The organism is Sulfuricurvum sp., assembly GCF_028688295.1.
Classification (GTDB): domain Bacteria; phylum Campylobacterota; class Campylobacteria; order Campylobacterales; family Sulfurimonadaceae; genus Sulfuricurvum.
This window is the reverse complement of sequence record NZ_JAQTYM010000010.1, coordinates 42,715-58,653: the sequence shown is the minus strand read 5'-3', so window position 1 is coordinate 58,653 and position 15,939 is coordinate 42,715. Positions and strand designations below refer to the sequence as shown.

Here is a 15,939-nt window from a genome sequence, read left to right as displayed (position 1 = left end):
TATCAAGACTCATAAAAAAGCCCTTTATAATGATGTTGTAGAGAACAAAATTATAGTTAAAAGTGCCTATTTATGGGCTTTCGTAGATAGATTAAACTTCAAAATCTATGTGCGAAAGTTGAGTAAGTAAATTGAACCCTACTGCTTTTTCATTTCCTTCAAGGGGGACAACATGTTTGATAATACCATCTGGAACAAGAGCGATTTCAGAAATAAGAGGGTAATGGGCGATGATTTTTTTCGCGATGAATTCAAAATCCTTGCTACTCCCGTCTTCCTGAACCGTCGAAGCAATCGTATAGCTCAATGCCATAATTTGATCGATATCTTTATGTAAACGAAAAGCATTCTCAGTAGAGATATCTTTAATGTGATGTTTTATCTCATTTACCCGCATCCCATCAAGATGCCAAATCACGCTTCCGGATAGAATGGCGGTTAGGAAGAAAATAAATATCCCGACTTTCCATTCTTGTGTTCGAAGGGTGCCGATTGACAAAGAAAATAGAGAGCCTAACATTCTAAAAAACCTTTTCCCGGACGTTTGAAAGCATCTTGGTTATGAAAAACATTATAACATCGTTTAGGTAAAACCCATTCGCTTGAATTTGGATTTAGTAAATTGTTCATCATTGAGTGTCAAAAAGCGATAGATGTTGGATATGGAAGAAAAGCTCAAAATTTTCAAAGCGTTGAGCAATGAGATCTGCTTAGTGTAATTGTAGCTTAGATTATCGGCTCACGGGGATATTTTGTTAGAATTACAGATCATAATTATCCATAAATGACGATATAAATGGATATGATGGTATATTTTAAGAAGTAGGTGTGAGGAAGTAGGTTTTATGTTAAAAAAATTTATCAAATGTTGTCGTAGAAATTTTTTATTACAAATAACTGTTCTATTTCTTCCTATTGCGATAGGGATCATCGGGGTAGCTCTTTACAATTATGATGCTGAAAAAAAACAAGAATATAGACTGAATGCATCGAATCAATTTGCAATTTTGAATATGGGAAAAAATTCTATCACTCAAGCTTTGGATAGAGTTAAGTATGATGTTCAGTATCTTTCTCATTATCATGAATTTGAGGATTATATTATGACCGGCTCATCTGAAAAGGTGGAGGACCTGAGTCATGATTTCAAATTTGTGATGGGAAATCGTCGTGTTTATGATCAGATTCGATGGCTCGATGAAAGTGGTATGGAACGGTTGCGAATCAACTTTAATAGGGGTTCTCCTACTCTTATTGATTCTAAATATCTTCAAAATAAAGAAGGGCGTTACTATTTTTCGGATGCAATGCAGCATAAGGCAGGGGAAACCTATTTTTCTCTATTTGATCTGAATGTGGAGAATGAAAAAATAGAAACTCCCTATAAGCCGATGATCCGTTCTGCGACACCGGTTATAGGTAAAGACGGTCATAAAAAAGGGATATTTATCATCAACTATTTAGGGGATGAATTAATCCGTAAATTCATTGATGCCACCTCTCTTTCGAATGGGGATGTGATGTTGCTCAATAGTGATGGGTACTGGCTAAAAGGGGTGAAAAAGAGCGATGAATGGGGTTTTATGTTCAATCGCAATCATCTATCCCTTGCACATCGCTATCCATCTGTATGGCAGCGGATTAGCAAAGCGGAAGAGGGGCAATTTGTCGATGAAAAAGGGCTATGGTCCTTTATGACGATTCGTCCATCGGTAAATATCAAAGACCCGATATGGAAAGCCGTTATATTACTTCCCACAGAAAAACTTTATATTAAAACCGATGCTTTATTAGTCCGTCTTTCCATCTTAACGGTACTGGGGCTAGTACTGGCCGGGATCGGGAGCGTTTCGTTGGCTTATTTCTACCGTAAAAAACAGCTGACACTCAATGAACTTTCCAAATTGCATCAAAGAACGGAGGGGATTTTACGCGCTGTTCCTGACATGATTATGCAAGTCGATATTGAGAAACGGTATGTTTGGGCTAATCATATCGGGATCGAGTTTTTTGGAGAAGAGGTAATCGGAAAAGAGGCTTCTTTTTATTTCGAAGGGGAACAAGATGTTTATACGATTGTTCAGCCTCTCTTTGATGGTGAAAATCATGCTGTTTATGTCGAAAGCTGGCAGCGGAGACGTGATGGTGAAAAACGTCTTTTGGCGTGGTGGTGTCAAGCTCTTTGGGATGAAGGGGGAAGTGTCACAGGAACCTTGTCGACGGCTCGGGATATTACCGAGGAGTATCAAATTCAGAAGAACTTGCAAGAGTCTGAAAAGAAATATAAAAATCTTGCTAAAGCGATGGAACAGGTCGATGATATTTTGTATATCACAGATAAATTTGGCAATATTTCGTATGTAAACGGTGCATATTGCCGTCATACGGGCTATACCCAAGCGGAAGTTATCGGAGTAAATTCGCGTATTTCAAAATCGGGAATGCATGATGTGTTATTTTATAAAGAGCTGTGGAGAACAGTCTTAAGCGGGGAAGTCTATCGTAATACGCTGATCAACCGAAAAAAGAACGGTGATTTGTATTATGAGAAAAAAACTATCACTCCACTCAAAGATGATAATCAGCAAATTGTTGGGTTTATTTCAAGTGGAAAAGATGTTACACAAGAGACGATGTTACATCAGGAAGTGGAGCGTATCGCTATGATCGATAGCCTCACAGGCATCTATAACCGTCATAAGTTTGAAGAATTATTTGCACTCGAAAGTGAGCGATCCCGTAGGTTTTCATCCCCTCTTTCAATGATAATGATTGACCTAGACCATTTTAAATCGGTGAATGATAGGTACGGTCATGATATCGGAGATGATGTGCTGAAGGGAGTGGCTTTAGTGATACAGTCGAATATCCGGAAAAATGATATTTTTGCCCGATGGGGAGGTGAGGAGTTCTTGATTTTAAGTCCGGGTACGAATCCAAAAAATATCCATGAACTTGCCGAAAAATTGCGCCACGCAGTTGAACTAGCCATTTATCCGGAAGTCGGGCGGATTACGATCAGCTTAGGAATCAGTACTTTCACTAAGGATGACTCTTTTAATGAGTTTTTTAAGCGTGCGGATGAAGGGCTGTATATCGCAAAAGCAAACGGTAGAAACCAAGTGGGCTCTATTGAGTGACTTTTTTTTACTTTGATACATAAAGCCAAAAGGTAAAAGTTTCGAGTACAAGGAGCATTAAAAACCCGATTTTATAAAAAGTAATAGGGGAACGTTCGATCAGAGGTGTCGAAGTACAAAAATAGGGTTTTACTTTTTCGGGTGATTTAAGATCGTAAAAAAGTTCGGAGTAGTGGGTATAGCGTTTTGATGAATCGATGGCAATAGAGCGCATTATAATGGAATCGAGCCAAAGCGGGATATTGTTGTTGAGTTTGGCGGGGCGTTTGGGTGATTTAAAGGAGGGGGTTTGAAACGGTTCAATCTCTCCGTAGGGAAATTTTCCCGTAAGCGCCCAATAGAGGGTGACCCCGATCGAGAAGATTTCGGTTGATTCGTTAATAACACTCTCATTAAATCGTTCAGGTGCGAGATAGGTAGGGGTTCCTGCGCGGGAATTGGATGAGAAAATCTCGACGATGGAGCCAAAATCGACCATTTTAAATTCGACTCCCGCTTCACCATCTCGTTGGTAAACGAGGATATTCTCAGGCTTTATGTCTCCATGAACAAGTCCTAAATGGAGGAGATGAGCTTCGGCTTTATGGAGAAATTTTCCCAAAGCTATGGCATTATCCACCGACAATGTACGGTTTTTGAGATACTCTAACAGATTCACCCCCTCCACCAGTTCCATCAGGTAATAGCGCATGCTTCGCACCTCTGGAACCCATGCATGGCCGAAAGCTTTATGGCTAATCTGTTTGGCATACCATGCTTCATGGACAAAGGCATCGAGTGATTCCTCATCATCCGCTTTCAGAGGAAATTTCATCACATACCGTTTTGAGTCTTTACGTACTTTCCAAATACGTTTATGCTCCATCATAGGAGAGAGGAGAGTATAGCCGTCAATGATTTGTCCCTCACTCAGGGTTTCGGGGATGATGAGCGGGGCATGTTTGATCGCATAGAGTGGATCGAGAGATTCGATACGGAAAATCTGGAGGCTCATATCATCGCGATCTTTTGGCTCGCAGGTTTGGGAAGCATTATGAATGATGGTTGAAGCACCTAATCCCTTTTGAATTAAATCGCTAAAGCTGCTTTCTTCTAAGAGATTATAAACACCGTCACTGCAAAGAATCAGAATATCACCGACACCGATAGGGGTAGAGAGGATAGAGAGCTCGATATTTTCACTCAAACCGCATGCTGAGGTTAAGACATGGGACATGTACTCATCATCCATCGTGTGATCCGTGCTAAGACGATGGAACTCTCCATTTGCTTTGAGCAGATAGATACGTGAATCACCGAGATTGAGGGTGTAGAGTGTTTCCCCTTCGATTACCGCCAGACAGAGTGTCGTGAGGAGTTCAATCTTCCCATACTGGGTCATTGACTCTTTAAAGAGGAGAGAATTGATATGGCGGGTAAAGACCTCCATCGTTTTGGGGATATCCCAAGCACGAGGGCGGTTTTTGAACTGATCGATGAAAAATTTGACGCATTGACGGGCGGCAGTCCCCCCGCGTGCGGCACTTCCGACCCCATCACATAACACGCTCACCAGCAGAGCATTATCAATGATACTGTAGGCACAGGCATCATCCCCTGTGGTAGCGTCTTTGGGGAGGATGAATTCGGAAGATTGGAGAGAGAGCATAAAAAGCCTTGGTCTTGATATTTGTTATCCGTTCGTGGTGAGCTTGTCGAACCATGAACCCTTCGACAAGCTCAGGGCGAACGGGGATTATTATATCCGCGCGCCGGAAACGGCGCCCCATGTTGTACGCCATCGTGTTTTAACCAAACTGATTCCCGATAAGGCAATCATCGTCATTACCGCAAAGATTACAAATCCTGCGGCATAGCCATCAAAGGCTCCTTGTGACCATCCGAAGGTTTTGATCAGAGCTGTTCCGCCTAATCCCCCTGCCATACCGATCAGACCGGTCATGACGCCGATGTCTTTACCGAAACGTTGAGGTACGAGTTGGAACACCGAACCGTTTGCCATTCCCAAATTCGCCATGATCAAAAACATCACGACAATCGCTGCCCAAAATGGCAATGTGACAAATGCACTGATAAGAGCAAGGATTACAATACTGCCATAAAAAACATAAAGCGATTTAATCCCCCCCATTTTATCAGCGACGGCACCACCGACGGGACGAAGCAATGCCCCGGCAAAGATGCAGAGCGCACCGAAATATCCGGCGATCACTTTGACATTGCTCTCATCCATGACATTTAGACCAAAGGCTGACATATCGGCTTGGTAGGTGTTCATCAGATACACTTTCATGTAGTTGGCAAACCCGATAAACCCTCCAAAACTGACGGCATAAAAGAGGTTAAACCACCATGTATCGCGATCGCGCATCAGTTTCATATAATCACCGAGCTTTTTAGGATTGGCTTTATACACCGATGAGGGAGCATCTTTTGCCATAAACATATAGGCGATGAGGACGATAAAGGATAGTACTCCGCCGACGAGAAAGACCGAAGGCCATCCCCAAATCTCGGCAATCTTCGGGGCAAACAAAAAGTCGATGACAACACCGATGTTACCGGCACCTGCGATTCCTAAAACTGTCCCTTGTAGACGCGGCGGATACCATTGACCCGCTTGAGGGAGGGCAACGGCGAACGATGCACCTGCGAATCCTAATCCCAATGCCACGAATAACAACTGATCATACGTGATACTCTCAGCCGCTAGGTATCCGTAAAACAGTGTTGCGATAACAATCACCTGCGAGACCAAAGCCGTCTTTTTCGGCCCGAATTTATCGACGAAAATCCCTAACACCAGACGCAATATCGCTCCTGCGAGAACCGGAACCGCGAGGAGTGTTGCCATCTGGTCGTCATTCATCGTAAAACCGCGTGAGGTTAAAGACTCATTGATCTCGGTAGCCAAAGGCCCGAGCATCGTCCACATCATAAAACTAAAATCGAAATACAAAAAAGCGGCAAACAGCGTTGGCCAATGCCCCTCTTTTTTTAAATCACCGAATTTCATCTCTTCTCCTAATTAGGATTTTTTTATCTGAAATAATTGTAGTTCAATAATTGAAGAAAAAATGGATATGGATGATTAAAAATTAAGCACACATTGCACAAACATTTTTGTGATACAATTATTTTAGTTATTAAAAATAGGAGTTTCTCATGCTCAAAGAGTTTAAACAATTTCTCATTACCGGAAATGTTGTCGATATGGCTGTAGGGTTTATTTTTGGTGCGGCATTCGCTACGGTTGTTAAATCATTGGTTGCTAACATCATTATGCCTCCGATCGGGTTGCTAATGGGTGGAGTTGATTTTTCATCGTTGTTCATCGCATTGGATGGAAAAGAGTATGTTTCATTGGCAGCCCTAGACGCAGCAGGAGCTCCTGCTATCAAATTGGGTGTATTTATTAATGATACGATTTCATTTTTGATTTTGGGATGGGTTATGTTTATGATGGTAAAAGCGTATAATAAACTCAAAGCCGCAGAACCAGCAGCTGAGCCAGCGGCTCCAACTACTAAAGTATGTCCTGATTGTGCGATGGATATCCCGCTTGCGGCAAAAAAATGCCCTCATTGCGGGACTGCACAATAATTGTTGTGTTTAGGCGGTGGTGTCGAGAACACTTCCGCCTAAAGAACTGATTTTATCATCGATTTTAGCGAGTGCTTTGTCCAGTGTTTCATACGAAATATCAGGGAGTTTCTCTCCCCAAATTTGCTCCGCTTCGTTAAACCCGCGAATGATCCCCTCACGACCTGCTTTGAGTCGTTCAACATCATCTCCTCCCCCCATGAGAACAAAATCAGCTAAACGCTCAGACGTTTGAGTAACCCCAAAAAATCCTTCTTCACTGACAAGTGACGCAGCTTCATCCGGATTCATATCAGCGATTGCTTTACCGCTATAACCGATCGCTGTAAAATCGATTGAGCTAAGAATATCTTTAACCTTGTCCAAATCGAACGGAGCACTTTGGGCTTGGAGGTTACTCGATGAATAGCTCTCGATTTTGAGGCTGTATTCGACGAGATAAGCTTGGGAGAGGGTTCTACCTGAAATCTCACCGCTTTTGATTTTTTCTTTAAAATCTTGGGTCTCTTTGTCGTTTAATCCCAACGCGCTTTGGCTGTATGGGTTAATAGATGTACCGATTCCAATTTGCATCATTGCTCCTTTTGGACTGTATAAATACATATCGGCCAAAAAAATATAATTTGTATTGTACTCAAGTACAATAGACGGCATATCTTTTAGTCGGCATAATGGTTGTATAAAAATATCATTGAAGCGTGGTTTTGGATCACTTTTTGCTGTTTTGCATATATATGATCTCAATCATTAAAGAGTCTTTAAAGAATTGTCGATATTACTTTATAGACGTGTTTTAGTGTCATTTATAAAGTATGATACATTTCTTTCAATAAAAAGGATCCCCCATGGCAGTAGCAATTGCAGATAAAGCCCATATTCTTGGAACAACAGATGATTTAATCGATAGCAGTGCAGCGATAGCAGCTGGACTTACGTTTGTTACAGGTGATACGTTAACGATTAGCGGTTTGACCGAATACGACACAATAGGGATTAAAACAGGAAGTGGTGCCTCTCAAGTACGCCTTGTTACTGCGACGAATACGATCCAATACAGTTCCGATACCGGATCGACATGGAGTGATATCGGTACATGGGATGGGGGTGATGGTCGTACATTGGGGATTACTTTTCTTTCTACTCAAATTTCTGTTACGACTGCAATTGTTGAGACACTTTTACAGTCTCTAACAATCAAAGCCGATACAAGCGGTACCGTTGCTGATGCGCGGACGTTAACATATACGTTTGGGGGAACGTATACTGAATCGGATACTTCTGCATATTCGCTTGTGGGGAGCGCAAGTGCCGATACGATTATTTACTCTACCGGAGCGATAGCGTTTGATCCATTAGCGGGTGATGATGTATTGCTTGTTAAAACGGGTATGGGTGCTTTGACACTTGATATGAAAACAGCTAGTCAGCTTGAAAAATTTGAAGTACTTAATGCTACCGATGCCAACAGCGCAATCAATTTGACGTTGGGAAGTACGATTAAAACGGTTACACTAGGTTCAGCAGCTGATACGATCACTATTGCAACTGCTGCAGATATGGGAACTGTTAGCGTAAACGGTGGTGCTGGACGAGATATTCTAAATGTGACAGCCGCTGTAACGTTGGGTGATACCGATTTGTCAAAATTGACTAGTGTTGAGATTTTAACGCTTTCAAATAATGCGAATAGTGTCACCTTGGGTGCGTCCAATAGTATTGATACGATCAATGGAGGCACCGATATTGATACGATCGATGCTTCGGCACGTACGGTTAATACCGCCGCTTCAGGTTTTTACGATTTGGTTATTAATGCCGGTGCGGGTGCCGATATCGTCAAGCTGAGTGGAGGAAATGACAAAATCCTTTTGGGTGATGGTGATGATACCTTAACCGTAACAAGTACAAATTTAGACAGTGACGATTATGTCGACGGCGGTGCAGGGACGGGTGACAAAATCATCCTCAATGGTGTCAGTATTACCGATACGGCATTTACAAATGTATCGAATGTAGAAGTTTTGGAAGGGATCGCAACGACGACAACGGTCACATTGGGTGATAAAGCCAAAGCCGCAGGGATAACCAAAATCGATTTGGCGACTACAGCGGCAACCGGTGCGGCTACGGTAGATTTGTCTTCGATGACCACAGACGCTGCATTTACTATTTTAGCAGGTTCAGGTGGAACAACCGTTAAAATGACCGCAGCTAATCTGGCTGCTGGTAATGATACGATTACCGGTCATGCAACCGCTACAGCTGATTTTGACACTCTTGAAATCACGACAGCAGGTACAGCGGCAATCGCAGCAACGATTACACAGATTGAAACACTAAAACTTTCTTCAGTGACTGGTGATTCTTCGGTCACATTGAATGCGTCAAATGACTTTACAAAAGTCGATGCAACTGCCGCAACAGGGAATATTACGGTCAATGCATCAGCAGAAACCACTGCACTGATTATAAATACTGGAAGTGGTGCCGACGTTATTACTGCGGGTAATGGAGACACTACGATAGCTTCTGGAGATGGGAATGATACTATCACTGCCGGAACAGGGACGAACACTATCGGAACAGGTACAGGAGATGATACGGTCAATCTGTTAGCGGGAACCGATACGGTCACTCTAGGAGCCGGAACCGATACCGTCAAAGTTGCGTATGATGATTTTACAAGTGCCGATACGGTAACCGGAACTGGTGATGTTACGCTTGAGTTTACCGATGCGGTAGTTGATGGAACTGCAACAGTTGAATCGAAAATGGCAGGTGCTGCAAATGCCATTGATATTATTAAATTAGGTGCAGATGCCGCTCAAACAGTAACCCTGGGCGCGAATGCAAAACTCTCCGGTATTACACAAATCGATGGTACTGCTATTGTAACAAACACTAATGCATTGACTGCTGATTTAACTGCGTTTGCCACTACTGGTGTGACGGTAAAAGGTGGTACAGGTGATGATGTCGTAAAAATGATTGCTGCCGATTTCGGAACTACCACGTCTATTCAGGGGGGTACTAATACCGCTGTAGGTGATACGTTAGAAATCACTGATGAAGCAACGTTGGCGGGAGATGAAATTGTTGATGCCGATTTTACCAATTCTACCGGACTTGAAATACTCAAACTGAGTGCTACGGATGCAGCTAATACAGTAACGATCGGTGATAATGCGAGAGCCGCTGGACTCAAAACGATCGATGCCAGTTTAAATACAACGACCACTAAAGCACAAACAGTTATTGTGAATATGACCAATGATTCGAATTTGACAATTAAAACAGCTGCCGGTGCTGATACCATTAAAATGAAAGGTTCACACCTTACCTTGGGCGATACTATCGATGGTGGAAGTGCTACCGATACGATTGAGTTTACCGATATTATTAATGTCATTGATACAGCGTTTACTAATGTAACTAATGTTGAAAAAATCAAACTCGCAGCCGGAGATGGGCAAAAACTCACTCTTGGGACAGAAGCAAAACAAGCAGGGATTTTAGAAGTTGATGCTAGTTCTGCGGGCAGTGTGACGATTGATGCGAGTGGAATGAGTGTTCTTCCCCTTAAAATTACAACAGCGGCAGGGGCTGATATTATTACCTTAGGAAGTGGTGTTGCAACAGTTGCAACTGCGGCAGGAAATGATACGGTAAAAATCAACACGGCTAATCTTACCAGTGCTGATACCATTGATGGTGGTGCTGATACGGATACCTTGGTGATTATGGACGCTGCAGCATTAGTCGATAGTAACTTTACAAAAGTATCGAATTTTGAAGCGTTAAAACTCTCCGATTATAATAACCAAACGATTTCTCTTGGCAGTGCAGCGGAAGCGAAAGAGATTAAAAATATTGATGCTTCGGCATTGAGTGGAGCCAATACAGTAAGCGTGACTTTGGATAGCAGTTATGAAGGACAAACGGTTAAAGTAGCCGGCGGTGCAGGAGCGGATATCCTAAAAGTAACAAATGGTGTCATTAGTAGTACGATGACATTTATCGGTGGGAGTGGTATCGATACACTTGAACTCACTAATGCTGCAGATATCATTGATGGTGACTTAGTAAATGTTCAAGAAGTAGAAACGATTAAACTTGCCGATGATTCAACGGCGCAAACAATCACATTAGGTACAAATGCTTCTTCGGCTGGTATTAACAAGGTTGATGGTTCTGCAATGTTGGCAAATGGTAGTGTAACGATCATCGCTTCGGATATGACTAATAATATGGACATAACGACTGTTGGCGGTAACGATACGATTACATCCGGTCATGGCAATGATACGATCTCTACCGGTGCTGGAGATGATGTTATCAAAATCGCGAGTGAATATTTTAATAGTTCTGATAGCATCGATGGAGGGGCAAATACGACAACCGGTAAAGATATCCTTGAAATCACCTCAACTAATGCCGCTATAGCTGATGCGGCCTTTACCCAAGTTAGCAATATAGAATTACTTCGTTTGAGTGAAAACAGTGAATACAATTTGACTTTAAGTACTCAGGCTGCCCTAAAAGATATCAAAAATATCGAAGTAACCGGAACAGGCGGAGCAAAAATCGATGCCTCCGGGATCGGCGAAGCGGTAACGATTAAAGGAGGTACAGGGGTAGAAACCGTAACTCTCGGAGCAACGGATGATACTCTTGATTTGGGTGGCGGAAACGATGTGATTAAACTGGCTGCTGCGAGTTTGACCTCTGCAGATTCTATCGACTTGGGAAGCGGAACCGATACGATTGAGATAACTACCGCAACATCGGGTGAGTTGGTTGATGATGACTTTACGGGTGTGCGCAATGTTGAAACGCTCAAATTGACCATCGATGATTCTCAAAATGTTGTATTGGGAGACAAAGCTCTTAATGCCGGAATCCGAACGGTTGATGCGACTGCGATGAAAACGGCTGCTAAAACATTAACGGTCGATATGAGTACGATGACATCCAATGTCGGTATGAGTGTTACCGGCGGATACGGTAATGACACCATTAAAATGAAAGCGGGACATCTCACCAGTGCCGATACTGTTACTGGCGATTTGGGGAGTGATACTTTAGAATTTTCAGGTGCCGTCACTTTGATTGATAGTGATTTTACTAATGTTACCGGTGTTGAAACTATTAAACTCTCAGATGCTGATAATCAAACGGTTACATTGGGTGAAGAAGCACGCAATGGTGGACAAGGAATTACAACGGTTAATGCCTCAGTACTGAGTGGCAGTAATAAAGTGACAGTAGATCTTTCAGGAATGACAACCGATCAAAATATGAGTGTGACAACCGGAGCAGGTGAAGACACCATTAAAACCAAAGCCGCTCATTTGAGTGCTAACGATGTGTTGGACGGTAATGGCGGAACGGATACTCTCGAATTCATTGATCAGGTAAATCTTGGTTCGGCAGTTTTTGCCGGTGTAAGTGATATCGAAACGATCAAGCTTTCCGATGCAACGGCGAGCAATGCTCAAACGTTGACTCTTGCGAATAGCGCTGTACTCAACACGGTAGATGCCTCAACAATTACCGGTGTTGTAACGATTGATGGGAGTGCGTTTACAAATGCGTTAACGATTACAACCGGTACTGGCGCTGATATCATTACGGTTGGGAGTGGTGCTAATGCGGTCACTGTGGGTGATGGAAACGACAAAGTGATCATTACCAGTGCAGCATTAGCGGATGGAAATGCTGATACCCTCTCTGGGGGAAATGGAAGCGATATTCTTGAAGTGACAGAAGATACTGCTGTTGGAGATGCACAACTCGCTGCTATTACCGGGTTCGAGACAATTGCTTTGACTGGGGCGGGGGATAAATCTATTGCGGTCGGTACTAATGCAAAAGCAGGCGGGGTTACTACTGTGGATGCATCGACTACAAGCGGTGCGAATCTTATCAATGCTAATGCGTTTGATGGAACCATTACGTTAAAAGGGGGAAGTGGTGTCGATACCATTACTGCCGGAACTGGTGGCAACACGATCCAATCTGGAGCGGGAGATGACATTATCACCATTCAGGCCAATACGCTCGATCTTAACGATACAATAAGCGGTGGAGATGGCAACGATACATTGATTTTAACGGGTATTGCAAATCTTGCAGATGCTAATTTTACCAATGTAACCGGAATCGAAAAACTTGTCCTTGCAGATCAAACCGGACAGGTATTAGTGCTCGGTGCAGAAGCCAAACAAGCCGGAATCGTAACCATAGATACCTCTGCAGTAGCGACAACAAAAACCGTTAGTTTAGATATCTCGGGTATGACCTCCACCAATGTAACGGTTACCGGTGGCGCCGGTAACGAAACGATTAAAATGGCAAGTGCTGATCTTACGACAAGTGATACGCTTACTGTAGGAACGGGAACCGATATACTTGAATTGACAACAGCATCCGAATTGCTTGCAGCAGATATGGCAAGTATTAGTGGGTTTGAAAAGCTTAAATTAGCGAATGTTGATGCGACTCAATCATTAACCCTTGCAGATGGAAAATTCAGCGAAATTGACGGATCGTCGATTACCTATGCCCAAGCCGTAACAATCGATGCGGCAGCTCAGGAAGGAGCTTTGAGCATCACAACTAAAGGTGGCGCAGATGTTATTACGCTAGGAAAAGGTGCCAATACGCTCGATTCGGGAAGTGGTGATGATATCATTCGAATCACTGCAGCTACGTTTGATAGCAGTGATGCGCTCAACACCGGTAACGGTTCCGATACATTAGAAATTTCAGGCACGGCAGTGGTTACCGATGGGATGTTTGATAATGTCAGCGGATTGGAAACGGTGAAATTGACCACCGACGCTGCAGGTCAATCGGTTACACTTACTTCAACACACGCGGGGGCCGCAGGAATTAATAAAGTTGACACGACATCTGTTACTTCTGCGGTGAGTGTTGATGTTTCTAATATGGGAACCGGTGTAACTGTTAGCACAGGAAGTGGTACTGATACTATCACTATGGGGCAGGGTATTGACACAATCAATGCCGGTGCAGGTAACGATACGATCAAAGTAGCAAGTGCGTATTTAACCAGTGCCGATGTCATAAGCGGTGGAGCCGATACCAATACGCTTCACATCACCGATAAAGCAGTTGTTAGTGATGATATGGTGACTGGTGTAACCAATATTGATACTCTTAAATTAAGTGATCATGCTGATGCGCAATCGGTAACGCTTGGAAGCAATGCTAAAACCAATAATCTTTTAAAAGTGGATAGCTCTGCAATTATTACAGCACATGCTGTTACTCTCGATCTTTCCGGGCTCAGTGCCAAAGATATTGCTGTGACAGGAGGAGCAGGTAATGAAACGATCAAAATGGCATCTGCTGATTTAACTGCAGCAGATACCATTGCATTGGGTACAGGTACCGATATTCTTGAATTTACCGATGCCGTTAATATGACCAATACGGCACTTCAAAGCGGACTTAGCGGTATTGATAAAATCACCTTGGGCGATTTTGCGACAACGTTAACACTTAAAGACGGCATAGGGACATCTTTGGAAGTCAATGCTCAAGCCGCAACCGGTGTTAAAGCTGCGACGATCGATATCAGTGCATTAGGAACTCTCACCACTACGGCAACGGTTAAAACATCGGGTGGAGATGATACGATCACCTTGGGTGGATCGACCAATATCGTTAATGCAGGTGCCGGAAATGATACAATTAATATCTCTAATGCAAATGTGACAACCGGTTCCCCTGCTACGATTGATGGTGGAAGCGGTACCGATAAGCTTCGTGTGACAACGGCAGGAACATTAACCGATGATGTTTTAGCAGGGATGACAAACGTCGAAGAGCTTGTGATTGCAGCTAATGCAGATCAAAGTGTCACGATCGGTGCGAATTTTGCTAATAATTTATTTGCGACAGTAGATGCATCTGGACTGACAACGGGTAAATTGACACTGGATGCGACGGCAGCAGTTAAAACGGGGAATGTTGATATTAATTTGACCGTTAAAGGTGGTGGAGCCGCTGATACAATTATCGTAAACAGTACAAAATTGACGGCAACAGATACTATTGATGGGAATGGAGGAAACGATACTCTTTCTATCAAAAATGGTGCCGGAAGTACAATAGTTGACAGCGCATTCACCCTTGTTTCTGAAATCGAAACTCTTAAATATGAAGAGAGTTACAACCATTCTTTGATTATTGGTGATTTAGGAAAAGCTGCTGGAATTACTACGGTGGACGCAACACTACTGACGGAGAGTTCTAAATTGACCATGGATATATCATCCATGGGAAGTGATGCTAATATGACCGTAAAAACGGGTACAGGTGATGATGAAATCACTATGAAAGCTACCCATCTGAGTGCGTCAGATTTATTGCAATTTGGAAATGGTAATAACACGCTCAAGCTTTCAGGAGCAGATACTCTTATCGATAATGATTTTAATGTTGCAAATAGCGGTATTCATAAAATACTCTTTACACAAGATGAAGCTCAAAACATTGCGGTAGGTGCCAAAATGGTTACTGCTGGATTGGGAACGATTGATGCGACAGCATTAACATCATCGATTGCAACCGTAGATATTAGTGCTATTACTGCAAGTTTTATCCTCAATACAGGCGGTGGAGCTGATATCATTACTCTGGGTAACAGTGCTATCACCCTTAACTCAGCTCTCGGCGATGATACGATAAAAATGAATGGGACGTACCTTACTTCAGCGGATAGTATTAATGGTGGAGCGGGAACCGATACCTTAGAGATTACAACTGCAGATACGTTAACAGATGGTGATTTTACGGGGGTTAGCCTTATTGAGACACTCAAACTTTCTCAAGATGCGGCACAAAGCGTTATTTTAGGAACAGAGGGGACAGCAGCAGGGATCGTTACGATTAATGCGGCGGCAGTAGTTACATCAGCGAATGCAGTAACCATCGATATCCAAGGGATGACTTCAGATAAAACGATGAGTATCACTACGGGTGCAGGTAATGACACGATCAAAACCAAAGGGACAGACCTTACATCAGCAGATACGATCGATGGTGGAGCGGGAACCGATACCTTAGAGATTACAACTGCAGATACGTTAACAGATGGTGATTTTACGGGGGTTAGCCTTATTGAGACACTCAAACTTTCTCAAGATGCGGCACAAAGCGTTATTTT

General features: G+C 42.9%; 7 protein-coding genes. 3 read left to right on the top strand and 4 right to left on the bottom strand.

The window, feature by feature from the left end:
* Positions 1-91: 91 nt before the first annotated feature.
* Positions 92-520: a hypothetical protein gene (locus tag PHR02_RS04195; RefSeq protein ID WP_299989381.1), complete on the bottom strand. Its 429-nt coding sequence runs from the start codon at positions 518-520 to the stop codon at positions 92-94.
* Between the two features lie 583 nt (positions 521-1,103).
* Here PHR02_RS04195 and PHR02_RS04190 point away from each other — a divergent pair.
* Positions 1,104-3,140 carry a diguanylate cyclase gene (locus PHR02_RS04190; RefSeq protein ID WP_299989378.1) on the top strand — a complete coding sequence of 679 codons (2,037 nt, stop codon included), beginning with the start codon at positions 1,104-1,106 and terminating at the stop codon, positions 3,138-3,140.
* Between the two features lie 7 nt (positions 3,141-3,147).
* Here the strand turns inward: PHR02_RS04190 and PHR02_RS04185 are convergent, their stop codons facing one another.
* Together PHR02_RS04185 and PHR02_RS04180 are read right to left on the bottom strand one after the other, a co-directional pair.
* A complete protein-coding gene (locus PHR02_RS04185) occupies positions 3,148-4,788 on the bottom strand; it encodes a bifunctional protein-serine/threonine kinase/phosphatase (RefSeq protein ID WP_299989375.1) in 1,641 nt (546 codons plus the stop codon).
* Positions 4,789-4,878: 90 nt separating this feature from the next.
* On the bottom strand, positions 4,879-6,156 hold the full coding sequence (locus tag PHR02_RS04180; protein ID WP_299989372.1) for a nitrate/nitrite transporter: 1,278 nt from the start codon (positions 6,154-6,156) through the stop codon (positions 4,879-4,881).
* Between the two features lie 149 nt (positions 6,157-6,305).
* Here PHR02_RS04180 and mscL point away from each other — a divergent pair, with 149 nt between their 5' ends.
* Positions 6,306-6,743 (top strand): large conductance mechanosensitive channel protein MscL, encoded by a 438-nt coding sequence (gene mscL, locus PHR02_RS04175; protein ID WP_299989369.1) that lies wholly within the window; start codon positions 6,306-6,308, stop codon positions 6,741-6,743.
* 9 nt (positions 6,744-6,752) lie between these two features.
* On the opposite strand, the gene PHR02_RS04170 is transcribed toward mscL, so the two are convergent.
* Complete coding sequence (locus PHR02_RS04170; protein WP_299989366.1) at positions 6,753-7,319, bottom strand: hydrogenase-4 component G; 567 nt, start codon at positions 7,317-7,319, stop codon at positions 6,753-6,755.
* A 269-nt stretch (positions 7,320-7,588) separates the two neighbouring features.
* On the opposite strand from PHR02_RS04170, the gene PHR02_RS04165 reads away from it, so the two are divergent.
* Positions 7,589-15,939, top strand: an 8,351-nt coding sequence (locus PHR02_RS04165; protein ID WP_299989363.1) for a calcium-binding protein, incomplete at its 3' end; no start/stop codon positions are given.